The organism is Mesonia oceanica (assembly GCF_902499555.1).
Taxonomy (GTDB): Bacteria; Bacteroidota; Bacteroidia; order Flavobacteriales; family Flavobacteriaceae; genus Mesonia; species Mesonia oceanica.
Map to the genome: position 1 here is coordinate 235,059 of NZ_CABVMM010000006.1, position 22,711 is coordinate 257,769.

General features: G+C 35.4%; 21 protein-coding genes. 10 read left to right on the forward strand and 11 right to left on the reverse strand.

Translation table 11 applies throughout. The features are described from left to right. Positions 1-191: 191 nt before the first annotated feature. From FVB9532_RS09180 to FVB9532_RS09195, 4 genes are all read left to right on the forward strand, one after another. Positions 192-1,724 (forward strand): carbon-nitrogen hydrolase family protein, encoded by a 1,533-nt coding sequence (locus FVB9532_RS09180; RefSeq protein WP_394349650.1) that lies wholly within the window; start codon positions 192-194, stop codon positions 1,722-1,724. A gap of 64 nt (positions 1,725-1,788) precedes the next feature. Continuing rightward, entirely contained in the window at positions 1,789-2,424 is a 636-nt protein-coding gene (locus FVB9532_RS09185) for a lipid-A-disaccharide synthase N-terminal domain-containing protein (RefSeq protein ID WP_150544912.1), read from the forward strand. A gap of 35 nt (positions 2,425-2,459) precedes the next feature. After that, positions 2,460-2,747, forward strand: coding sequence for a nucleotidyltransferase family protein (locus FVB9532_RS09190; protein ID WP_150544913.1), 288 nt, complete (start codon positions 2,460-2,462; stop codon positions 2,745-2,747). Further along, complete coding sequence (locus FVB9532_RS09195) at positions 2,737-3,084, forward strand: HepT-like ribonuclease domain-containing protein (RefSeq protein ID WP_150544914.1); 348 nt, start codon at positions 2,737-2,739, stop codon at positions 3,082-3,084. Before FVB9532_RS09190 ends, FVB9532_RS09195 begins: the two co-directional genes overlap by 11 nt. On the opposite strand, the gene mptB is transcribed toward FVB9532_RS09195, so the two are convergent. The 11 genes from mptB to purH all read right to left on the reverse strand — a co-directional run bounded on the left by mptB (position 3,085) and on the right by purH (position 16,850). Continuing rightward, positions 3,085-4,395 (reverse strand): polyprenol phosphomannose-dependent alpha 1,6 mannosyltransferase MptB, encoded by a 1,311-nt coding sequence (gene mptB, locus FVB9532_RS09200; protein WP_150544915.1) that lies wholly within the window; start codon positions 4,393-4,395, stop codon positions 3,085-3,087. Positions 4,396-4,438: 43 nt separating this feature from the next. Further along, positions 4,439-5,932 (reverse strand): cellulose synthase family protein, encoded by a 1,494-nt coding sequence (locus tag FVB9532_RS09205; protein ID WP_150544916.1) that lies wholly within the window; start codon positions 5,930-5,932, stop codon positions 4,439-4,441. Between the two features lie 213 nt (positions 5,933-6,145). Beyond that, the gene (locus FVB9532_RS09210) at positions 6,146-6,841 is read right to left on the reverse strand and encodes a glycosyltransferase family 2 protein (protein ID WP_150544917.1); all 696 of its coding nucleotides are present in this window, start codon (positions 6,839-6,841) and stop codon (positions 6,146-6,148) included. Between the two features lie 3 nt (positions 6,842-6,844). Continuing rightward, complete coding sequence (locus FVB9532_RS09215) at positions 6,845-8,434, reverse strand: 4Fe-4S binding protein (protein WP_150544918.1); 1,590 nt, start codon at positions 8,432-8,434, stop codon at positions 6,845-6,847. A gap of 3 nt (positions 8,435-8,437) precedes the next feature. Beyond that, positions 8,438-9,727 carry an NAD(P)/FAD-dependent oxidoreductase gene (locus FVB9532_RS09220; RefSeq protein WP_150544919.1) on the reverse strand — a complete coding sequence of 430 codons (1,290 nt, stop codon included), beginning with the start codon at positions 9,725-9,727 and terminating at the stop codon, positions 8,438-8,440. Positions 9,728-9,796: 69 nt separating this feature from the next. Next, positions 9,797-11,050, reverse strand: coding sequence for a rod shape-determining protein RodA (rodA, locus tag FVB9532_RS09225; RefSeq protein ID WP_150544920.1), 1,254 nt, complete (start codon positions 11,048-11,050; stop codon positions 9,797-9,799). Further along, positions 11,051-12,913, reverse strand: coding sequence for a penicillin-binding protein 2 (mrdA, locus tag FVB9532_RS09230; RefSeq protein ID WP_150544921.1), 1,863 nt, complete (start codon positions 12,911-12,913; stop codon positions 11,051-11,053). Beyond that, complete coding sequence (locus FVB9532_RS09235) at positions 12,910-13,416, reverse strand: rod shape-determining protein MreD (RefSeq protein ID WP_150544922.1); 507 nt, start codon at positions 13,414-13,416, stop codon at positions 12,910-12,912. The genes mrdA and FVB9532_RS09235 overlap by 4 nt, the downstream gene beginning before the upstream one ends. Beyond that, positions 13,409-14,233: a rod shape-determining protein MreC gene (gene mreC / locus FVB9532_RS09240; RefSeq protein ID WP_150544923.1), complete on the reverse strand. Its 825-nt coding sequence runs from the start codon at positions 14,231-14,233 to the stop codon at positions 13,409-13,411. Before mreC ends, FVB9532_RS09235 begins: the two co-directional genes overlap by 8 nt. Before the next feature lie 14 nt (positions 14,234-14,247). Continuing rightward, complete coding sequence (locus FVB9532_RS09245; protein WP_150544924.1) at positions 14,248-15,276, reverse strand: rod shape-determining protein; 1,029 nt, start codon at positions 15,274-15,276, stop codon at positions 14,248-14,250. Between the two features lie 41 nt (positions 15,277-15,317). After that, entirely contained in the window at positions 15,318-16,850 is a 1,533-nt protein-coding gene (purH, locus tag FVB9532_RS09250) for a bifunctional phosphoribosylaminoimidazolecarboxamide formyltransferase/IMP cyclohydrolase (RefSeq protein WP_150544925.1), read from the reverse strand. Between the two features lie 148 nt (positions 16,851-16,998). Here purH and FVB9532_RS09255 point away from each other — a divergent pair, with 148 nt between their 5' ends. The 6 genes from FVB9532_RS09255 to FVB9532_RS09280 all read left to right on the forward strand — a co-directional run bounded on the left by FVB9532_RS09255 (position 16,999) and on the right by FVB9532_RS09280 (position 22,543). Then, positions 16,999-18,255 carry an ABC transporter permease gene (locus tag FVB9532_RS09255; RefSeq protein ID WP_150544926.1) on the forward strand — a complete coding sequence of 419 codons (1,257 nt, stop codon included), beginning with the start codon at positions 16,999-17,001 and terminating at the stop codon, positions 18,253-18,255. A 79-nt stretch (positions 18,256-18,334) separates the two neighbouring features. Then, complete coding sequence (locus FVB9532_RS19895) at positions 18,335-19,090, forward strand: serine hydrolase domain-containing protein (RefSeq protein WP_150544927.1); 756 nt, start codon at positions 18,335-18,337, stop codon at positions 19,088-19,090. Further along, positions 19,066-19,650 (forward strand): serine hydrolase domain-containing protein, encoded by a 585-nt coding sequence (locus tag FVB9532_RS19900; protein ID WP_150544928.1) that lies wholly within the window; start codon positions 19,066-19,068, stop codon positions 19,648-19,650. The genes FVB9532_RS19895 and FVB9532_RS19900 overlap by 25 nt, the downstream gene beginning before the upstream one ends. Positions 19,651-19,759: 109 nt before the next feature. Next, positions 19,760-20,188, forward strand: coding sequence for a hypothetical protein (locus FVB9532_RS09270; protein ID WP_150544929.1), 429 nt, complete (start codon positions 19,760-19,762; stop codon positions 20,186-20,188). After that, a complete protein-coding gene (locus FVB9532_RS09275) occupies positions 20,169-21,917 on the forward strand; it encodes a tetratricopeptide repeat-containing sensor histidine kinase (RefSeq protein ID WP_150544930.1) in 1,749 nt (582 codons plus the stop codon). The genes FVB9532_RS09270 and FVB9532_RS09275 overlap by 20 nt, the downstream gene beginning before the upstream one ends. Next, positions 21,914-22,543, forward strand: a complete 630-nt coding sequence (locus FVB9532_RS09280) for a response regulator (RefSeq protein WP_150544931.1) — start codon at positions 21,914-21,916, stop codon at positions 22,541-22,543. Before FVB9532_RS09275 ends, FVB9532_RS09280 begins: the two co-directional genes overlap by 4 nt. The last annotated feature ends 168 nt before the right edge of the window (positions 22,544-22,711 follow it).

The window sequence follows — 22,711 nt, forward strand, 5'->3', positions numbered from 1 at the left end:
ATTAAATAAAAGCTTTTATATTATTAATATAGAACGCGCTAGGGATTAAGGCTTTGTTGAAGCTCTTTTTATGATGTCACCTTGAACTCTTCGACTATCGTTCAGGATAAACTTCACTCGAAAGGTATTAACAGACAAAAAAGCGACTGCCGAAAGTCCGACCCTTGTGGTAGCTCCCAAAATAATTGAAGATGGAAAAAATTGAAAATGTAGAGTTAAAATACCTCACACTAGAGGATTTTGAAGAATTGAAAGAAGCTACCGAAGCGGCTTACCTCTCGATGCCCAATTCGTATTGGAAATTAGATGAAATCGGGAAATTGATTTCGCTTTTCCCAGAAGGGCAAATTGTGATTAAAGTAAATGGTGATATCGCCGGATGCGCGCTTTCTGTAATTGTTGATTTTAATGAAATTGACGATAATCATACCTACGATGATATTGCAGGAGATACTTCCTTTAAAATCCATGACGAAGATGGCGATACGCTTTACGGAATTGACGTTTTCATTAAACCCGATTATCGCGGCCTACGTTTAGGTAGGCGTCTTTACGATTACCGAAAAGAGCTTTGTGAAAACCTTAATTTAAAAGGAATTGTTTTCGGCGGTCGGATCCCTAATTATCATAAGTTTTCCAAAGATATTAGTCCGCTTCAGTATATTGAAAAAGTCCGTTCCAAAGAAATTCACGACCCGGTGCTGAATTTTCAGCTGTCCAATGACTTTCATCCAGTCCGCATTCTAAAAGGCTACTTAGAAGGTGATGACGATTCTGGGGAATATGCCGTTTTAATGGAATGGGATAATGTGTATTATACCAAACCCAGCAAAAAACCATCGGCCAATAAAAGTGTGGTTCGTTTAGGTTTAATTCAATGGCAAATGCGTACTTACGAAGGCTTAGAAGATTTAATGCACCAAGCTGAATATTTTATTGATACCGTTGCCGGTTACCGCTCAGATTTCGCCTTGTTCCCAGAGTTTTTTAATGCTCCGTTGATGGCAGCTTATAATCATATGAGTGAACCGGAAGCCATTCGAGAATTGGCTGGATTTACCGATACGATAATTGAACGTTTTTCTGAACTTTCTGTTTCTTATAACATTAATATTATTTCGGGAAGTATGCCGGAAATGATTGATGGCAAACTTTATAATGTAGGTTATCTTTGTAAACGTGACGGTAGTGTAGAACGTTTTGAAAAAATTCACGTAACCCCAGATGAAGCTAAGGTTTGGGGAATGCAAACCGGGAATATTGTCAAAACTTTTGATACCGATTGTGGTAAAATCGGAATTTTGATTTGCTATGATGTTGAATTCCCAGAGCTATCCCGATTATTAGCGGAAGAAGGAATGGACATTTTATTTGTTCCGTTTTTAACCGATACCCAAAACGGGTATTCCCGTGTAAAACTTTGCGCACAAGCCCGAGCGGTAGAAAATGAATGCTATGTAGCGATTGCAGGAAGCGTGGGAAATTTACCAAATGTACATAATATGGATATCCAATATGCGCAATCTGCTGTATTTACACCTTGTGATTTTGCTTTCCCTTCTAACGGAATTAAAGCGGAAGCTACACCCAATGCAGAAATGATTCTCGTCGCTGACGTAGATATCGATTTACTCAGGGAATTACATACTTTTGGTAGCGTTCATAACCTAAAAGACCGTAGAAAAGATCTATATGAAGTAAGGAAAATTAGCCCTCATAAATAATAAGCTTTTACTAAAAGTTATTTAATTGATTGACAAATTACGTTATTGCTGAAAACTTTAGTTTATGAGTGATTGGATGATTTATGCGGTAGGATTTACTTCTCAACTTATTTTTGCTTCCAGAATTATTATTCAGTGGTTTAAATCAGAGAAATCTAAAAAACTTGAAACCCCCACTATTTTCTGGAAATTAAGTTTAATTGCTGCTATTCTATTTTTTATTTACGGTTACTTACGAAAAGATTTTTCGATTATGTTGGGACAAGTAATTATCTATTACGTGTTTATTCGTAATCTTCAACTTCAAGATCAATGGAAACCAACCTCATTCTTATTTAAAGCACTCATTCTTGGATTCCCCGTTTTTGCTGTGTTCTATGCTATTTTTTGGGCAGATATTAATTTTGGGTTGCTCTTTTCCCAGCAAAACGAAGAAGGTATTGCTACCTGGCTAATGGTGATTGGTGTGATTGGTCAAATTATTTATACAGGAAGGTTTCTTTACCAATGGTATCATTCTGAACAAGAACATGAATCTAATTTACCCACTACTTTTTGGGTCATGAGCTTGGTGGGTTCCGCTATTCTTATTTACTATGCAGTGATGCGAGAAGACCCGGTTTTATTTGCTTCCCACGCCGGAGGTTCTATTATTTATATTCGTAATATTTATATTGGTGTAAAAGCGAAGGATAATTAGGCCACAATTATATCTTTATTTTATTATTTTTGAGTATGATTAATAAAGAGCAAATAAAGATTATTGTAGAAGCTATGAAACCATTTAAGCCTTCTAAAATAGGAATTTTTGGTTCTGTAGCTCGAAATGAAGAATCTCCTGAGAGTGATATCGATATTTTATATCAATTTAATGAGACTATTGGACTATTCAAATTAATTCAGCTTCAAGAACATCTTCAAAAAAAATTAAATAGAAAAGTTGACCTTATTTCTGAAAAATACCTTCACCCTCAATTAAAATCTCATGTTTTAAATGAGGTAAAAATTATTTATGGGAATTGATAAAGATTTATTTAGGCTAACTCATATCAAAGATTGTATTGAAAAAATCAATAAGTTGGTAACTCTTCTTAACAACTATGAACGATTTGAAAGTCATTGGATTGAACAAGATGCTTTAATCCGAAATTTTGAAATTATAGGCGAAGCTTCAAGCCATATCTCAGACAATTTAAAAACAAAATACCCTGAAGTGGTTTGGAAAGAAATGAAAGCTATGAGAAATTTCATGACCCATGAATATTTTGGACTTCAACTAGATACCATTTGGGAAACAGCTGTAAATGATATTCCTGTTTTAGAAAAACAAATTATAGAAATTATTAATGATTTATCGTAATTAGCTAAAACGCAATTTTTCTTTTTTCCATTCATAAATCAAAAAGCCAATTACCAATAAATACTCTAAAACCACTAGCCATAACTTTTCATCGAAATTGGTTAACCCATAAGCACTATAGCTAAAAATAACAGTAAACGACCAGACTACTAAAAACTTATAGCGTGTAAAAATTGAAATGGCCAACGGTGTAACTACATACCAAGGGTGAACGGTCGTTGAAAGCAGAAAATAAATACTAAAAGCAAAAAGCATACTTATTAAAAGTATTTTTTCTGAATTATTTTTCCTGAAAAAGCTCACTACTAAAACTCCTAATAAAATCACTATTGGTAAAATCTTCCCGACAATTCCGATTACATTCCAACCTATCGTCTGAAAACCAATCCACCGAATTAGATAATAGACACTCGCATTGAATTCAAACTTAGTAAACCATAAGGCCACAGAATCTCCAAAATTCTGAATCAATTCTACCGAAAGAAAAGGAAGGAAAGTTAGTAGAACGGTTAAAAATGTAACTCCATAGAAACCAATTAGTTTATAAAGATTGAGTTTTTCTTGTTTTCTAAAATAGTGAAAAAATAAAGGTAGCAACACCAAAGGCAAAAGCTTTACCGAAACAGAAAACCCGAATAAAACAGCTGCCCAAATCCATTTCTTCTTCAGTAAGAAGTAAAAAGAAATTACGAGAAACATGACCATTAAACCTTCAAAATGTAAATTTCCGGTAAGTTCAATAATCACCAACGGATTTAAAAAATACCAAAAGGCTTGGTGAGTAGGCAACGCTAAGCGTTTTAGTAATTTACATATAAAAATAAAGGTAATGATATCTACAAAAATTAACACCAAACGCATCACGATTACACTTCCCAAAATACTTTTAGGAAATAACATTCCTGCCAAGGCATATACCCCCTGTGAAACCGGCGGATAATTGGTAAAATGGCTTGCATTCAAAGCTTGCATTCCTTCTACTAATTGTCTGGATTGTTCAATTACTTCAAAATTTCCGGATTGCATCCATTGCTGTGGCGTCGAAAGATAAGGGTTGATTCCTTGAGCAATTAATCTTCCGTCCCAGATAAATCGGTAAAAATCCTGTGACAAATTGGGAATTGCGAACAGAAAAATCAATCGGCACACTATGCCTAATCCCAATAATAATTTCCAGTTTAATTTTTGAAGCTGAATCAGTTTAAAACTGAGAAGAAATAAAGCGGTGTATAAACTAATTAGCTTTATAAAATCACTCCTCACCAAATCATAAGCAAAAGTGAAATACATGGCGATAACCGCCAACATCATTAGAACGGAAAATTTATGGTATTTTAAACTATTCTTCAGCAACCTACTTTCGCTTTTTCAGGAACTGGAAGTTAGGAAAAAATGACTTCCAAGCGACAAACCCAAAACCAAAGAACAACATGATATGAAACACCAACAATCCAAAATCGTTAACTTTAAATGCACTGTAAATAGCAAAAGCAAAATAGAAAAACAATCCTAATTCTAACAACTGCGTGAAACTGAAAGATTTTTTTAAGTATTGATTCTCTCTCCAAGAATCGTTTAAATGGGTAATGTTGAATTTTGGCGTTCTTATAAACGAAGATTTCTTACCAAAATGTCCTTCTAAAATGGCCCATGTATTATGCACCGATAATCCCATCGCTATAGAAAAGAAAGCAAAAAACATCCTTACAAATTTGAGGAAGTTCATTTTTTCTTTCTCGTGAATTTTAGAAAATGTGATGAAGTAAGCAACAAAGAAAATTAACGTACTTATTCCTAAAAATGCCATCACATAAAAGTAAAAGTTATATTCTGGAAACTGATTTTTGATGTATAACAACGGAACACTTAACACCGCAATAATTAAGACCAAAAAAAACATAGAACTATTCAGCAGATGAAAAAAACCGTGAAATTTAGTCGTCCAAGAAAGCTTTTTACTTCGGAACAATTGACCATAATTTTTCTGAAAATTTTCTGCTGCGCCTTTATTCCATCGAAATTGTTGGGACCGCGCAGCACTCATCACCATGGGCAATTCCGCAGGCGTTTCCACGTGTTGTAAATATTTAAATTGCCATCCTTTTAATTGCGCCCGGTAACTTAAATCTAAATCTTCAGTAAGCGTATCGCCTTGCCAATTTCCGGCATCGAGAATACATGATTTCCGCCAGACACCGGCAGTTCCATTAAAGTTGATAAAATGTTTACCAAAGCTTCTCCCGACCTGTTCTAAAATAAAATGAAAGTCTAAAGCAAAAGCCTGTACTTTTGTGATTAAGGAATAATCCCGGTTTAAATGCGTCCAACGGGTTTGCACTACGCCTATTTTTTCATTTTTAAAATAAGGAATCGTTTGCTGCAACCAATCTTTTTTCGGCATAAAATCGGCATCAAAAATGGCGATAAATTCTCCTTTGGCAATCTGTAAACCTTCTTTTAAAGCACCGGCTTTAAAACCTTTTCGATGTGTTCTAATGATATGTTGAATATCAACCCCCTCAGCTTTAAATCGTTCGACTAATTGATGGCTTTGCAATACAGAGTCGTCGGTAGAATCGTCCAACACCTGTATCTCTAACTTTTCTCTGGGATAATCGAGTTGAACAATATTTTTCAATAATCGCTCTACTACATATTTTTCATTATACAAAGGAAGCTGAATCGTCACATACGGAATTTCTTCTTCATTCTTAAAATTGAACTTTTCGGCAGTATCCTTTATTTTTTGCGCTTTGAGATAATTAAAAACCAACTGCAATTGCGCAATAGCATAAAGAAACACAACTAGTAATGCAAGTGTATAAAGTGTAAGAATACTTATAATCATAAAAGCTTTTTGCTTTCTTTATTTAATGTATTAAAAGGAGATTTTTTTTATTCTAATATTTTATTTTCGTCATTCCGGACCTGCCCGTCCGGCAGGCGGGCTTTATCCGGAATCTCCTCATATAGCATTTAAAACAAAAAATTGTGGATGAGACCCTGAATCAAGTTCAGGGTGACGATACTTTTCTTAAGTACTTCAAAAGCCCCATCATTATTATTTAAAACTATATTTAAAAATCCAACCTAAAATTTTAACACCGGCCATCACGGCTCCTTTTAGCGTACCGGAAACTTTAGAAACTCCAATTCGATTTCTGTAATTAACGGGCACTTCTACATACGAAAGTTTTTGCTTAATGGCTTTTAATTGCATTTCTACCGTCCAACCATAGGTTTTATCTTCCATATTCAGCGCCAATAATTTTTCATATTTAATGGCTCGAAACGGACCCAAATCGGTAGACTTTGCTCCAAAAAACAAACGCATTAATCGAGTGGCCAACCAATTTCCAAAAATTTGTGGAAACGTCATCGAACCTTCTTCCCTAAGTCGGTCAACTCTAGCTCCGATTACAAAATCAATATCTTCCTGAAGGATAGGTTGAATAATTTTTGTGAGTTGCTCCGGGTAATCGCTATAATCCCCATCTAAAAAAACAATTATATCCGGTTTTTCAGCTTGATGGGCAACATACTCCATCCCTTTTAAACAAGCATAACCATAACCTTTTCGAGTTTCGGTTAGCACCTTAGCGCCGGCTTTGCGAGCATTTTCTTCGGTTTTATCGGTAGAATTATTGCTCACCACTATTACTTCGTCTACTACCTCAGGAATATCCTTAATGACTAAGGCTATCGAATCTTCTTCGTTAAAAGCAGGAATGATGACTTTTATGCGGGGATTTTTCATGAATTACTTTTGGTTGACGTAGTTCATCAAATCTACATCGTTGCCCAAAAGTACATCTTTCGGATTAATTCTTCCTTCAGGGGAATCGTTTTCTAATTTTAAAACGCCACGCGGACAAACTTCAGCACAAATTCCGCAGCCCACGCAAGAAGAACGCACGATGTTTTGTCCTTTTTGTGCATAGGCACGAACATCGATTCCCATTTCGCAATAGGTAGAACAATTTCCGCAGGAAATACATTGTCCGCCATTGGTAGTAATTCTAAATTTTGAAAATAAACGTTGCTGAAAGCCCAAAATAGCAGCCATCGGACAACCAAAACGGCACCAAACCCGATTCCCAAAAATAGGATAAAAACCAACTCCAATAACACCACTAAACACTGAACCTATTAAAAATGCATAGGTTGTACGCAAAGTTTCTGCTTGAAAAAGAAATAATTGACTTCCCCAGAAAAAGTGAATAGTGAGCAAACCTATAATGATGACGAAATAACCTATCGCTCCGTATTGAGCGTCTTTTTGCAATTCTTCTCTTCTAAAAAGCATTGCCCAAGCAAAAACAAGCGTGAGTAACAAAGCTACCAAGCCTAGAAATATATCTTTGTTCAACCAGTATTTCGCAGCATCATAATCTAAGTAGGAGTAGATAACGGCAGTAGTCATCAAAGTGACAAAAACCACCACACTATGCACAACCCAACGTTCCACTTTCCAAGCAATTTGTCGTTTATCGCTTAACTGCCGAAAAGGATCACCGGCTGTTTCCGCTAAACCACCGCAACCGCAAACCCAAGAGCAATACCAACGTTTGCCATATTTATAAGTAAGAATGGGCGTAATCACAAAAATGGAAATCACACCAAAAATGAGCAATGCCATACCTATGGTTCCTGAATTAAGAAATCCATCGATACGATACTGTTCAAAATTATAATAATTAAGCGGCCAGATATTCTTTAAATCGTAATACGGAAGCTGCAAGCTTTCTCCGTTCAAACGTGCCATCAATTCCGGGATAATAAAGGCGAAAGCGGTTTGAAAAAACATGACCGAAAGGGTTCGAATCACTTCGTACTGACTATGACGGTATTTCCAAATAAATTTGATTCCAAAAATTAAAATGGAAAGGGTATATAAAGTTCCGTACATAAACCACTGGCTGGCTGGGTTTCCGCTTAAGGCATAACTCAACGGATCGAATAATACGATTAGTCCGGTATTTTCTGCATCCGCATTTAGTCCTAAATACTGCGGAAAGAAATAAAGAACGACGTAAAAAAGGGTAATAAAAATACCAAAAAGCCAAGCCCAAAGTCCGCGAGAAGTCAAGGGTTTGAACCAAACGCCATCATTTTTAATTCCACTAGGTTTATCGCCATATAGCGACCATGAAAAGCCAATTACTCCTATACAAATACTCCCTAAGGAAAGGCTTAACCATAAAGTTTTATTCGGAAATTGGTAATTGAATGTAGCCAATAGCAATACTAAAAGTCCCAGCATTCCTATAAACACAAACACTTTTTGCCAAACACTTAACTCTTGTGGCGGTTGCCCCGATAAAGCCATATTGTATTGAACTCTACTCATAAATTAAGCATTTTGTAATTGTGATTGCTGAAAAGCTTTTTGCAGTTGTCTTGAAAATTTCTTCGAAAATTCTTTATCAAAATTGGCTTTTGAGAATTGCTGAATCACTTCTTTTATGGATAATTTTTCGGTTAACCAAGCGTCAAGAATTTCATGACGTAAACGAATCCCGAAAGCATTAACTCCTACAAATTCTTTGGAATCGGTTTTATATTGAAAATGAAGTGCTCGTTCATTTTTTTCATCTTCCCAGTAAAAATCGGAAAAGCCTTCTTTCTGTTTCGGAAATACCCAACCATAGGTTTGGTACTCGATATCGAAAAACTTAGCAGAATTGAACCAATTCCCGGGATGGTATGCCGTAGGATTCCCACAGATACTTTGTGCTACCGCTTCGCCCATCATTCTTCCGGTATACCAAACGGCTTCAACCGGTTTTCTATTTCCAATAGCTTCTCGCTGTTGGGCACAATCACCAATGGCATAAACATCAGAAATATTAGTTTCGAGATTTCTATTGACTAAAATCCCTTTATCGGTTTCTAATTCTGTGTTTTTTAGAAATGAAATGTTAGGTTTTACACCGGTAGCAACCCCTACCAATTGACACTCGATTTGCTGACCGCTTTTTGTGATAATAGCTTTTACTTGATTGTTGGCATCAGCGATGATTTCATCGAGTTCAGTTTCAAACAATAAATTGATCCCGTGTTGTTGAATATGCTTGCTAATTAATTTTCCTTCTTCTTTCGGTAATACACTTCCCCAAAAATGAGGTTCGCGTACTAGCATGCTAACTTCTATTTTTCTGGTGTGGAGCATTTCGGCTAACTCAACACCAATTAAACCACCGCCTACAATCACCGCATGTGTTAAGTTGGTTGAATTCTTTTCCAGTAATTCTAAATCTTGTTTGCTCACCAGACCTTGAACTCCATCAATTTCTTGACCTTTCCATCCTCTAAAATTAGTCACAGAACCCGTGGCTAAAATGAGTTGATCGTAAGCAATTTCTTCACCTACTGCTGAAAATAACTTTTTATTTTTAAAGTCAACCTCCTCGATATAAGCTTGCTTTAAATCGATTCTATTTTTCTTCCAAAACCTGTTTTCATAAGGCTGCGTGTGCTCAAACTTTAGATGTCCCATATAAACGTACATCAAAGCAGTTCGAGAAAAAAAATAGTCAGTTTCTGCAGAAATAACGGTGATTTGTTTATCAGAAAATTTACGGATATGCCGAGCAGCAGTAATGCCTGCAATTCCGTTTCCGATAATAACGACGTGACTCATAGTTGCTTTTCTGAAGTCTTAAAGGTAAGAACTTCTTTCAGAAAAAATTCAACAAAAAAGTTAAAGCCATTAATAATAGGCGGCTTTTCTATTAGAGTCTAGCTTGACAAAAATAAACAGTAAAATGGTGAATCCCCAAAGGCCGGAACCTCCATAACTAAAGAAAGGAAGTGGAATTCCCACGGTTGGAAAAATACCAATCACCATCCCGATATTAACTAAAAAGTGAATAAATAAAATACCTACAACGCTATAGCCATAAACGCGACTAAATTGAGATTTTTGACGTTCAGCTAAGAAAATCAACCGCATTAATAAAGCTATAAATAACAAGACTACCCCAGCACTTCCTGCAAAACCCCACTCTTCACCAACGGTACTAAATATGTAATCGGTATGTTGTTCGGGTACAAAATTTCCTTTGGTTTGGGTTCCTTGCGTCCAGCCTTTTCCGATCCAACCTCCACTACCTATAGCTATTTCACTTTGGTTAGTGTTGTACCCTATACCTTTACTATCTACTTCTTTACCTAAAACAATATTGAAACGGTCGCGGTGGCGTTGTTCAAAAACATTATGAAAAATATAATTCACCGAAAAAGCAAATACCACCGAAACTAAAGAGATCATCACATAACGCCCAATATGTTTTTTCTTCTTTTTTCTATTAAAAAACAAAATAGCTAAAGCCAATACTACAACCCCAGAACTCACCCAAACAGCCCCAAAAAGCAAGGTACAAACGAACAACAAAATTAAGGATAAACCGACTAATAAATACCCCACTGAAAGGCCTTCTCGATATAAAGGAAAAAAGAAAGCGGCATATACTATTGCACTACCCGGGTCAGGCTGTGGAACTATAATTAAGGCCGGTAAAATGATAATTAAAAATGCTCCGAGTTGGTGTTTAAAGGATTTGATATTGGTTTGAATATCACTTAAATATTTTGCCAAGGCTAAAGCCGTGGCGGCTTTAGCAAATTCTGAGGGTTGAATACTAAAACTACCAAACGAATACCAAGAGGTTGCTCCGGAAATAGTTTTTCCGAAAACAAACAGTCCCAAAAGGGAAAGTAATGAAGCTAGGTAAATAATACTCGAAAAACGTTCGTAAAACTTAGCTTCAACAGAAAGAATAAAAATCACAAGAACTACACTCAAGCCAATAAACAAACCTTGCCGACCGTATGTCTGACTTAAATCGAAAAAACCTTGAGCTCCTTCATTTAATGAGGCTGAATAAATATTTACCCATCCAAAAGCGACCAGCAATAAAAACAGTAAAATAGTAATCCAATCGAAACCAGTGCTTTTATTCATTTACTGATTGATTTTAAAAGGTTCGCCACTATAGGGTTTTTCATACTCATCTTCTAGGCTGTGAGACATTACCCAAGATTCTAAATCGGTTCGGCTAATTTCATCTTTTAAATATTTTTCAATCATTAAACTGGCAATTCTCCCTCCATAACGAGAACCCCAATAACCATTTTCTACAAAAACTGCAATAGCAATTTTAGGGTCATCTTTAGGAGCAAAAGCTACAAATATAGAATGGTCTGTGAGTTGAACGCGTTCACCATCAATTTTTGTATAATTCTCAGCAGTTCCTGTTTTTCCGCAGATTTCAACACCGGGTATTTGTAGAAATTGAGCGGTTCCATATTCGTAAACACCAAACATTCCTTCAATAATCGGCTCAAAGTTTTTGGCATCAATGGTAGTTATATTTTTTGTAGTATATTTCTCATCTTTGATGGGATTATCATCAATTTCTTTTAGAATATGTGGTGTATAATACCAACCTCTATTGGCGATGGCAGCCGTCATATTTGCTAATTGAATTGGCGTTGTAGCGACTTCACCTTGTCCGATCCCATTAGATAAAGTATAGGTGGCTTGCCAACGATTTTCGGGATACCATTTGTTATAATATTCGGCATCGGGGATTCTTCCGGGTTGTCCAACAGGTAAGTCATTTCCCAAAAAGTTTCCTAATCCAAAACTTGCTAAATGGTCGTGCCATGCGTTCATTCCGGCTTGAGGAGTATCATACTTTTCAATAATCCGTCGGTAAACTTTCCCAAAATAGGCGTTACATGAATGCGCAATTGCCGGCGACATACTTAAAGGTGAAACATGGCTGTGGCACTTCATTCTAGAAGCGCGACCGTAAGAAAAGCCGTGATGACACTCGATACGTTCTTGGGTGCTAATGACATTTTCTTGAAGTGCAATTAAAGCCGTCATGGTTTTAAAAGGCGATCCAGGAGGATACATCGCTTGTAAACTACGGTCATACAAAGGTTTGGCAATAGTATCATACCAGAGTCTAGTAAAGTTTTTGCTCCGTTTTCTTCCCACCAATAAATCAGGATCGTAACCCGGCGCACTTACCAACGTTAAAATTTCTCCGGTTTTAGGTTCGATCGCAACAATACCTCCGCGTTTGTTTTCCATGAGTTTTTCTCCATAGGCCTGCAATTCGGCATCGATAGTAAGCGTAATATCTTTTCCTTTTACGGGTAACGTATCGTAAATTCCGTCTTTATAAGAACCGATTTCTCGATTAAAACGGTCTTTCTGAATGTACTTCACCCCTTTTGTTCCACGGAGAATATCTTCATATTGTTTTTCTACTCCTTGCCGACCAATTAAGTCTCCGGCTTGATAATAAGAATTACCATTGATTTCGGCATTATTAGCTTCAGAAATATAACCTAAAAAATTAGCTCCGTAATCTATTTGATAATCCCTAGATGACCTTTTCTGAATATAAAAACCTTCATACTTTCTTAGTTTTTCCTGAAAGTAAGCATATTCTTCTTTAGTCAATTGTGGGACGATTACAGAAGGTAATCTAGGTGAGTAAATTTTTGCTTTATCTAACTTTTCACCTAACCTCTTGGGAGTAATATTTAACAGTGTAGAAAGCTCTAAGGTATCAAAAGGTTCTACTTCCCGCGGAATGGCCATCACATCATAAGAAGGCTGATTGGAGACCAGAAGCTCTCCATTTCTATCAAAAATATAGCCGCGCTGCGGGTAATCGTATTCTACCTTAATCGCATTGTTCTGTGATAAAACAGCAAGTGAATCATCTACAATTTGCAAGTAAAATAATCGCCCTAAAAATATAAATCCGGTAAGTGAAATAAGTATGTAAGGCAGTATCCTTCTCATCGACGTCTTTTTCTAAATAAAATCATTGAAATCACCACTAACAGAACAGTAAAAATGCCGGAGAATAGCGTGTTCTCTAAAATTTCCAAGATATAGGTAAAATTAAAGTATGCGAATGAAAAAAGCACGAAATGATGAATAAAAACTATTAACAGAATATAAGTTAACCGTTGAGCAAAAGGCGTTTGGTAAAACTTAATGGTCTGAAACTCGTAACTTACTCCAAACGCAAATTTAAGTACATTGGGCCTCAAATAAGCCGCCACTAAACTCGCTGCAGCATTTATACCTCCGCTATCTTGAAAAACATCAATAATAATACCAATGAGAAAGGAATAGATTATAACTTTCCAATGATCTAAATTTAGCGGTAAGAGTAAAATGAAAAGTACATATAGGTAAGGATTAATAAACCCTAAAAAATTAATATTACTTAAGATGGTTACTTGTAGTAAGATCAAAAGAATAAACCGAGTAATATTTGAGAGCACCAGCTTATTCATTTTCTTCTTTTTCTAAAGATTTTAATTCTTCCAAATTTTGGTTATCGATAATATAGACGTAGCCAATATTAGTCATATCATTAAATAAGCGTACATCTATTTTATAATAACTTTGGTTCACATCGAGTTCGAAATCATCAACCACTCCCACAGGAATTCCCTTAGGAAAAATATACGAACGGCCATCGGTAGTAATGGTATCTCCTTTATGAACCGGAGCTAGGCGCGGAACTTCTTCTAATTGAACGATGTTTGGATCTTTCCCGTTCCACACTAAACTTCCAAAATGGTTGGTATTTTTTAGCTGAACTGAAATGGAAGAATTAGTATTTAAGATAGAAATTACCCGAGAAAAATTATTACTGCTTTCCTCTACAATCCCGACGATGCCCCTACTGGTAATTACTCCCAAATCATTATGAACGCTATCTTTCTTTCCTTTATTAATTAAAATATAATTATCGATATTGGAAAACTGATTCCGAATAACTTTTGCTGAAATAAACTTATAAGGATTATCAAAACTGGAAGTATCTTGATAAATGGTATCTGAACTTTCAGCATTTAATTCGCCTAGGCGGGAACGTAAATATTTATTTTCTTCTACAAGTCGGTTATTGTATTCTTTTAAATTGAAATATTCATCGATATCATTCACCCAATTATAAACGCCTCCGGTAAGGAAATTAGCCGAATTAATAAATTTACTTTTATGATATGAATGCGATTGAACCGTAAATAAAACAGACAAGAAAAGTAATAGCAGAAATAATAGGGTATTCTTATGCCGTATAAGAAAGTTGAAGATTTGCTGCATAAACTAACCTGCTTCTATTTAATAAGTACACTTTTGAACTTACCAATATTCTTTAATGTAATTCCTGTTCCTCTAACGACAGCTCTTAACGGGTCTTCTGCGATATATACCGGTAATTCTGTTTTTTGGGAGAGACGCTTATCTAATCCACGAAGCATTGAACCACCTCCTGCTAAATATACTCCGGTATTATAAATATCAGCAGCTAATTCTGGGGGAGTTTGCGAAAGGGTTTCCATCACGGCATCTTCAATACGAAGAATCGATTTATCCAAAGCTTTGGCAATTTCACGGTAAGAAATTTCTACCTGCTTAGGCTTTCCTGTCAACAAATCCCGGCCTTGAACACTCATATCTTCCGGTGGAACTTCTAAGTCTTCTGTGGCTGCCCCTATTTGAATTTTTATTTTTTCTGCGGTACGCTCTCCTACGTAAAGGTTATGCTGTGTACGCATGTAGTAAACAATATCGTTGGTAAAAACGTCTCCGGCAATTTTCACCGATTTATCACAAACAATTCCACCCAAAGCAATCACGGCAATTTCGGTAGTACCACCTCCTATATCTACAATCATATTCCCCTTAGGCTGCATAATATCTACACCAATACCAATTGCTGCAGCCATCGGCTCGTGAATTAGGTAAACTTCTTTCCCATTTACACGTTCTGCACTTTCTTTTACCGCACGCATTTCTACTTCGGTAATTCCTGAAGGAATACAAATAACCATTCTTAATGCCGGAGTAAAAATTTTCTTTTTTAATGCCGGTATTTCTTTTATAAAACGGGTAAGCATTTGCTCACTAGCATCAAAGTCTGCAATTACTCCGTCTTTGAGTGGTCGTATGGTTTTTATATTTTCATGGGTTTTTCCTTGCATCATCGCCGCTTCTTTTCCGGCTGCAATAATTTTTCCTGTAATTCTATCTCTTGCGACAATAGAGGGACTATCTACTACTACTTTATCGTTGTGGATTACTAACGTGTTGGCAGTACCTAAATCTATCGCAATCTCTTCAGTTAAAAAATCAAAAAATCCCATAAATTATTATGCTTGTGAGGTGTAGTGTAAAAGTATGAAAATTAATGCTTAAAATGACGTGTTCCTGTCATAACCATAGAAATATTGTTTTTATTGCAATATTCTATACTTAATTCATCTTTTATAGAACCTCCCGGTTGAATCACTGATTTAATTCCGGCATTGCCTGCAATTTCCACACAATCTGGGAAAGGGAAAAATGCATCACTCGCCATCACTGCTCCTTCTAACTCAAAATTGAATGAATTTGCCTTTTCTATAGCGTGGCGTAAAGCATCTACACGAGAAGTTTGTCCTGCCCCGCTAGCACAAAGTTGTTTTCCTTTGGCCAAAACAATAGTATTCGATTTAGTGTGTTTACAAATTTTAGAGGCAAACAGTAAATCTTCTACCTGAGCTGAAGTTGGTTTTTCTTCAGTTACTTCTTTTAAATCTTCAACGGCATCAGTTTTTGCGTCTTTATCTTGAACTAAAACCCCATTTAGGCAAGTTCTTACCGTTTTATTAGGCTGCTCAGTTTCTTTCTGAATTAAAAGAATTCTATTTTTCTTTCCTTTTAAAATTTCTAACGCTGCTTCGTCATAAGATGGAGCAATCACAACTTCACAAAATAATTTATGAATTTCTTCTGCGGTAGCCGCATCCACGTTCGTATTGCTAATTAAAATTCCGCCAAAAGCAGAAACGGGATCTCCCGCTAAAGCATCTACATAAGCTTGATGAAGTGTTTCTCGTTGTGCTAAACCACAAGCGTTATTATGTTTTAGAATAGCAAATGTAGGTGCTTCTCCTTTAAACTCGTTCATTAAATTCACAGCCGCATCTACATCCAACAGGTTGTTATACGAAAGTTCTTTTCCGTGAAGTTTATCGAACATCGCATCAAAATCACCAAAGAAATAACCTTCTTGATGAGGGTTTTCTCCGTAACGTAATTTTTTTCCTTCGTTGATGCTGGCTTTATAAACTACTTCTTCATTTTCTGCATTGAAGTAATTAAAAATCGCCGTATCGTAGTGTGAAGAAACATTAAAAGCTTTGGCAGCAAAACGCTTTCTGTCTTTTAAACTTATTTTACCTTCTCCCTCAGAAATTACTTGTAAAAATTCATCGTAATCAGTCATAGAAGAAACACAAAGAACATCTTTAAAATTCTTTGCAGCAGCTCGAATTAAAGAAATACCACCAATATCTATTTTCTCTATTATATCTTGTTCTGAGGCTCCGGAAGCTACGGTTTTTTCAAACGGATATAAATCTACAATCACAATATCTAACTGCGGAATTTCATATTGTTCCATTTCTGCGACATCACTCTCATTATCCTGACGATTTAAAATTCCACCAAAAACCTTTGGGTGAAGTGTTTTTACCCTTCCGCCTAAAATGGATGGATACGAAGTTACCTCTTCTACAGGAACTACGTTTATCCCTAAATCCTTAATAAATGTTTCGGTTCCACCGGTAGAATAAATGGTTACGCCAAGCTCGTCTAACTTTTTTACGATAGGCGCTAAACCATCTTTATGAAATACTGAAATTAATGCTGATTTTGCAGTTTTAATATCGCTCATGTTGTTGTGTTGTTTAAAACTGCGAAAGTAATATTTTTATGCCAAAACAAGCTAGCCAAAATACTCATTTTTCAGTAAAAGTTGTAACAAAAAAATCAACAAAACGTCCTATCTTTAAACGGCATTACAAATTGACGATCCAACACCTATGTTAATTTACCTGAGAATCCTTAAAGAAAGCTTGTTTTTTGCGATAAACGCATTAAGAAACAACAAGTTGCGAACCTTCTTATCTTTACTAGGGGTAACGATTGGGATTTTCTCAATTATCGCCATTTTGGCCGCTGTAGATTCTTTGGAAAAAGAAATTAAAGGAAGTTTAAGTTCGCTTGATACGAGTACCATTATCATTATGCGGTTTTCTTTTGCTCCTAGCGATATTCCGCAATGGAAGAGAGAACAATTTCCCGATGTAAGTTATGACGAATACCAACATCTTAAACGAACCTTGCCCAACACCGTCGCTACCACCTACACGCTAAATGTAAAACCAGAACCCATAACTTATGGCGGAAAACAGGTACAAGGTGTAGAAATTGGAGCGGTAACGAGCGATTATTATTTTATTGAAGCTTTACAACTGGAAGAAGGAAGATTTTTTAATGAAGCGGAATCAAATAGTGGAGCTCCCGTTACCGTGTTAGGAAATGAGGTTGCTGAAAATCTCTTCGGAACGCCAGAAGCTGCTATAGGAAAAAAAGTGCGTTTATATGGAAGGAGATTTTCGGTTATTGGCGTTTTAGAAAAAGAAGGGAACAGTATGTTTGGTCCATCAAAAGATGGTTCAGCTTTTATACCGGTCAATGTGACCCGCAGGATTTATGGTGATAATAATAAACAAACCTTTCCACAAATTATTTTAAAGCCAGAAAGTGATGTAGACAACGCCGCTTATATCGCACAAGTTGAACAAAATTTACGTTTATACCGCGGTCTAAAACCAGACCAAGTGAATACGTTTTTTGTGAATCAATTAAAAGGTTTTACCGATTTTATAGACAACATTACCGGACAAATGAACCTTTTCGGACTTATTATTAGCGGTTTTTCGCTACTCGTTGGGGGTTTTGGGATTGCTAATATTATGTTTGTGAGCGTCAAGGAAAGGACCAACCTCATCGGAATTCAGAAATCGTTAGGAGCAAAAAATAAATTTATTTTACTTCAATTTTTATTTGAAGCAGTCATTCTCTCTATCATAGGTGGTCTTGTGGGAATCTTCTTAGTCTGGATAATTACGCTAGTTGCATCTCAGTTTACCGGCGATTTTCAATTTGTACTTTCGTTTACCAATATTATTATCGGAATTTCGGTATCGGGACTCATCGGACTCATTTCTGGAATCATCCCAGCCATCTCTGCTTCCCGTCTTGATCCCGTTGAAGCAATTAGAACCGGTATGTAATTTAACTACCTTGCATTGCATAGTAGCTGATTATTTTATATGTTTGGCATTCATCAATCAATTCAACGAAACAACTATTATGAAAAAAATTACGTTCTTTTTTATTGCACTATTGCCAAGTTTATTATTGGCTCAACAATTTAACAGTCAAAAATTAGATTCCCTTTTAGATAGAATCGCTGAGGCTGACAAAGCCATGTTTAGTTTAGCGATTCACGAAAACGGAAAACCAATTTACACCAGAGCTATTGGTTATGCCGATGTGGAAAGCGAAATGAAAGCCAATCCAAACACGATGTACCGGATCGGCTCTATTTCTAAATCCTTTACTTCGACACTAATTTTAAAACTTATAGAAGAAGGCAAGCTTTCGTTAGATACCAAACTTTCTAAGTTTTATCCTGAATTACCCAATGCAGATCAAATTACAATCAAGAATTTACTGAATCATCACAGCGGTCTTTTTAATTTCACGAATGATGAAGATTACATTTCTTGGATGCAAAAGAAAAAATCTAAAGAAGAATTACTCCGCATTATTAAATTGAATGGTACTGAATTTGAACCAAACGAAAAAGGAGAATACAGCAACACCAACTATGTAATCTTAACTTGGATTGCAGAAGATGCGAGTGGTAAGTCATTTTCAGAATTACTTCAACAATACATAATTCAACCTTTAGACTTAAAACGCACTAAATACCAAGGAAAAATTAATGTAAAAAACAATGAAGCTTATTCTTACAAGCTAGGTAATGATTGGATTAAAGATACTGAAACCGACATGAGTATTCCACTGGGGCAGGAGCAATTGTTTCTACCCCATCAGATTTAAATACATTTTACACCGCTCTTTTTGAAGGCAAAATTTTAACTGAAGAATCATTAAAAAAAATGAAAACTATCGAAGACCATTATGGATTGGGCTTGTTTAAATTCCCTTTTTATGAAAAATACTCTTTTGGTCATACTGGTGGTATTGATGGTTTTTCCTCTGTAGCAAGTTATTTTCCTGAAGAGCATTTAGCGATAAGTATTAACTCCAACGGAAGTTCAATCTCATTAAATGACGTGATGCTAGGTGCTTTAAATATTTATTTTGAAAAAGAATATGAATTACCGGTTTACAAAAAAGCCATTCAAGTAGAATTGGCCATCTTAAAGCAATACGAAGGAACTTATGAAAGTGAAGATTTTCCATTAGATATTAAAATTTTCATAGAAGATGATGTTTTAAAAGCGCAAGCAACCGGGCAACCCTCTTTCCCCTTAACCGCCACTAGCAACAAAAACTTTGAATTTACTCCCGTTAACCTTCAAATAGAATTTATTCCTACTGCAAATGCAATGCAATTAACACAAAGAGGAAAAAGTTTTAGGTTGAAAAAAAGATAAATGATCGTGTTCTTTTTCTAAAATTTATGTTAATTTTATCAAACATTACCTCTCTGGGATATCACCCATCCTAGAGAGGTTAACTTCTGATAACCCCAAATTTATTAACATGAAAAACTACACCAGTAATTTTCAGATTTTAGAAGGCCCAAGTCATATTGTTAAAGACGAAAGCTCAATTCAATTAGAAATCCCACTACCTCACGATCAATTTGAAGTGGTCTCTACGTACAATTTATCTTCCAAAGATTGTTATACTTTACTTGTACATGTTTCTGATACTTCCTCCTCCTCTAAATCTACTACATATTCAGAAATCGCAGCTTTTAAAAAAGTCCATAAAATAGGATTTGACGATGTACTGCTTGCAATAGATAGTTTACCCCCAGAAGGTTTACAAATATTGGTATGTAATTCTCCTGAAATGACAGCTTCTGATATTAATGACATTACAGCATTAATCAGAAAATATAGCTACATCGCTTTTAAACATCTTAGTAGTAAGGAAAAAAAAGGTCATGGAGGAATACTTACATAATAAATACTTAATACTATACATCTTATTATTATCTTCTTTCTCAGTTTTTTGTCAAAAAACTGAGAAAGAAGATTCCATATCCTATTATCAAAAAGAATTAAACAAATTAGCTTTCGGAGAAAAAAAAGCCGAAATGCATCTTTCATTTTCAGAATTCTACAACTCTAAAGATCAATCTGTCAAAGCGTACGAAGAAATATTTAAAGCCTTAGCTATATATGAAAAAATAGGAAATCAAGAGCAAATAGCAGAGTGCAATTTGAAAATCTATGTATATTCTACATTAAAAAAGGAGGATGAAACCGCTAAAAAATACTTAGATCGTTATTACAATTACGCTAAACAACAAAAAGATACTAACAAACTTGCACAAGCTCATAAACAGTATGGAATCGTTTATTTTGATGTTGATCATAAAAAATCCAGAAAACATTTCGAAAAAGCAATCAAGTATGCTTTGATTGCCAATGACAGTTTACTTTGGGCAAAATCCACAAATAATTTAGCTTTACTTTTAGCTGGTTATGACAAAAAACAAGATTCTGCATTAATGTACTACCGACGAGTCCTAGATTTTTACAAAAAAAAGGAAAACTCCTCACGTTTACTTCTTGCAACTTACGTAAACATTGCTAATAGTTACGAAAAGAAGAATGATATTGATAAAGCGCTATTTTATATAAAAAAAACAGAAATTATTCCGTCAAATAAACTCAATGCATTTTATAAAGAAGTCATTTCAGAAAAACTGTCAAAATATTATAAATGGAAAGGAGATTATAAAAAAGCCCTCGAGTATAAAGAAGTTTTCATTAAAATGAAAGATAGCATCGAATATGCTCTGCAAGATATTGCGATAAGCGAACTCCAAACCAAGTACGAAACCGAAAAAAAAGAGAATGAAAATATATTGCTGAAAAGTGATATTGCTAAAAAAGAACAAAAAGAAACTATTCTTATTATAGTGGTCATTGCTTCTATCATCATCGGTACAGGGATAAGTGTTTTAATTGCTAAAAATGCCAAACGAAAGCAGGAGCTTGCCAAACAAAAAGAAAAACTTAAACTTCAAGAAGTTGAAAAAGAATTAAAAGAGCAAGAACTTAGCAGTATCGATATTTTAATTGAAGGACAAGAAAAAGAACGCCAACGCTTAGCGGAAAACCTACACGATAACTTAGGAGGAACTTTGGCAGCTATTAAACTTAATATGCAAAACCTTCAACAAAACAAGAACAATGAAACGGTGTTAGAAAAATCTATCAACAATAGCTTAAACCTCATTGATGATGCTTACCAAAATGTGAGAAATATGGCTCACGAAAAAAGTAATGGGGTAGTCGCCAGTCAAGGACTGCTCCCTGCCATTCAAAAATTCGTCAATAATATTTCTTCAAAAAAACTCGAGATCAACGTAGATCATTTTGGACTGAAAAGTAGATTGGACAATTCTTTGGAAATAAGAATATTCAGGATTATTCAAGAATTAATTACCAATATTATTAAGCACGCTAATGCTACGGAAGCGAATATTTCACTTACCAATCACGATTCTACTCTCAATATTATTGTAGAGGATAATGGTATAGGTTTTAAAAAAGGATTTTCTAATTCTGAAGGTTTAGGAATTGCCTCTATTGAAAAAAGAATAGAAAGCCTTGGTGGAACTTTAGAAATAGACTCTTCACCCAATATAGGAAGCAGTATCATCATAAATTTACCGTTATGACAAGCATTGTTATTGCAGAAGATCATCAATCGTTAATCGACGGTTTAAGCCTCTTATTTGAAAATGATCCGGCTTTTCAAATTATAGGAAAGGCCAATGATGGGCAAAGACTAATTGATATCATCAAAAAGCGGCAACCCGATGTAGTGCTTACCGATATTAGAATGCCAAAAATTGATGGCATTGTAGTTACCAAAATGATGAAACGCATGTATCCCACCTTAAAAGTAATTGCCTTTACGATGTTTGATGAGCAAGAATCTATCAAACAAATGATGGAAGCTGGTGCCAATGGCTATATTTTGAAAAACTCAGGTTTAGTAGATGTAAAAGAAGCTATCGAAATAGTAATGAAGGGAGAAACTTATTTTGATAAAAGTTTAGACATTTCATTTTTAGAGGAAGGTAATTCAACCAAGAATAAAAAAAATATCTTAACGAATACAGAGATGCAAATCCTTCATTTAATTGGTGAAGGAAAAAATTCTTATGAAATAGCCGAAATTAGAGGCTGTAGTCATTCTACCATACAAACCCACCGAAAGAATATGATGAAAAAATTAAACCTGCACGGAAAAGGGGAATTGCTTCGGTATGCAATGGATAAAAACAAATATGATATTTAAATAAAAAGATGCCGTCTAAAAAGGCAGCCTTTTTTCATGGATTTATTCTGGAATATTTTTTAATTTCATGGAATGAAAGCAAAACCTGTTTGGAAGACCGACCATCAGTCTCAGTTGAGCCTACTTCCGCCTAGTTATGATGATTTTGTGCCGCAGAACCATCCCGTA

Bases quoted from the DNA above. Each gene is read 5' to 3' on its own strand.
- FVB9532_RS09180 (WP_394349650.1), top strand. From the start codon at position 192: ATGGAAAAAATTGAAAATGTAGAGTTAAAATACCTCACACTAGAGGAT.
- FVB9532_RS09185 (WP_150544912.1), top strand. From the start codon at position 1,789: ATGAGTGATTGGATGATTTATGCGGTAGGATTTACTTCTCAACTTATT.
- FVB9532_RS09190 (WP_150544913.1), top strand. From the start codon at position 2,460: ATGATTAATAAAGAGCAAATAAAGATTATTGTAGAAGCTATGAAACCA.
- FVB9532_RS09195 (WP_150544914.1), top strand. From the start codon at position 2,737: ATGGGAATTGATAAAGATTTATTTAGGCTAACTCATATCAAAGATTGT.
- mptB (WP_150544915.1), bottom strand. From the start codon at position 4,395: ATGATGTTGGCGGTTATCGCCATGTATTTCACTTTTGCTTATGATTTG.
- FVB9532_RS09205 (WP_150544916.1), bottom strand. From the start codon at position 5,932: ATGATTATAAGTATTCTTACACTTTATACACTTGCATTACTAGTTGTG.
- FVB9532_RS09210 (WP_150544917.1), bottom strand. From the start codon at position 6,841: ATGAAAAATCCCCGCATAAAAGTCATCATTCCTGCTTTTAACGAAGAA.
- FVB9532_RS09215 (WP_150544918.1), bottom strand. From the start codon at position 8,434: ATGAGTAGAGTTCAATACAATATGGCTTTATCGGGGCAACCGCCACAA.
- FVB9532_RS09220 (WP_150544919.1), bottom strand. From the start codon at position 9,727: ATGAGTCACGTCGTTATTATCGGAAACGGAATTGCAGGCATTACTGCT.
- rodA (WP_150544920.1), bottom strand. From the start codon at position 11,050: ATGAATAAAAGCACTGGTTTCGATTGGATTACTATTTTACTGTTTTTA.
- mrdA (WP_150544921.1), bottom strand. From the start codon at position 12,913: ATGAGAAGGATACTGCCTTACATACTTATTTCACTTACCGGATTTATA.
- FVB9532_RS09235 (WP_150544922.1), bottom strand. From the start codon at position 13,416: ATGAATAAGCTGGTGCTCTCAAATATTACTCGGTTTATTCTTTTGATC.
- mreC (WP_150544923.1), bottom strand. From the start codon at position 14,233: ATGCAGCAAATCTTCAACTTTCTTATACGGCATAAGAATACCCTATTA.
- FVB9532_RS09245 (WP_150544924.1), bottom strand. From the start codon at position 15,276: ATGGGATTTTTTGATTTTTTAACTGAAGAGATTGCGATAGATTTAGGT.
- purH (WP_150544925.1), bottom strand. From the start codon at position 16,850: ATGAGCGATATTAAAACTGCAAAATCAGCATTAATTTCAGTATTTCAT.
- FVB9532_RS09255 (WP_150544926.1), top strand. From the start codon at position 16,999: ATGTTAATTTACCTGAGAATCCTTAAAGAAAGCTTGTTTTTTGCGATA.
- FVB9532_RS19895 (WP_150544927.1), top strand. From the start codon at position 18,335: ATGAAAAAAATTACGTTCTTTTTTATTGCACTATTGCCAAGTTTATTA.
- FVB9532_RS09270 (WP_150544929.1), top strand. From the start codon at position 19,760: ATGAAAAACTACACCAGTAATTTTCAGATTTTAGAAGGCCCAAGTCAT.
- FVB9532_RS09275 (WP_150544930.1), top strand. From the start codon at position 20,169: ATGGAGGAATACTTACATAATAAATACTTAATACTATACATCTTATTA.
- FVB9532_RS09280 (WP_150544931.1), top strand. From the start codon at position 21,914: ATGACAAGCATTGTTATTGCAGAAGATCATCAATCGTTAATCGACGGT.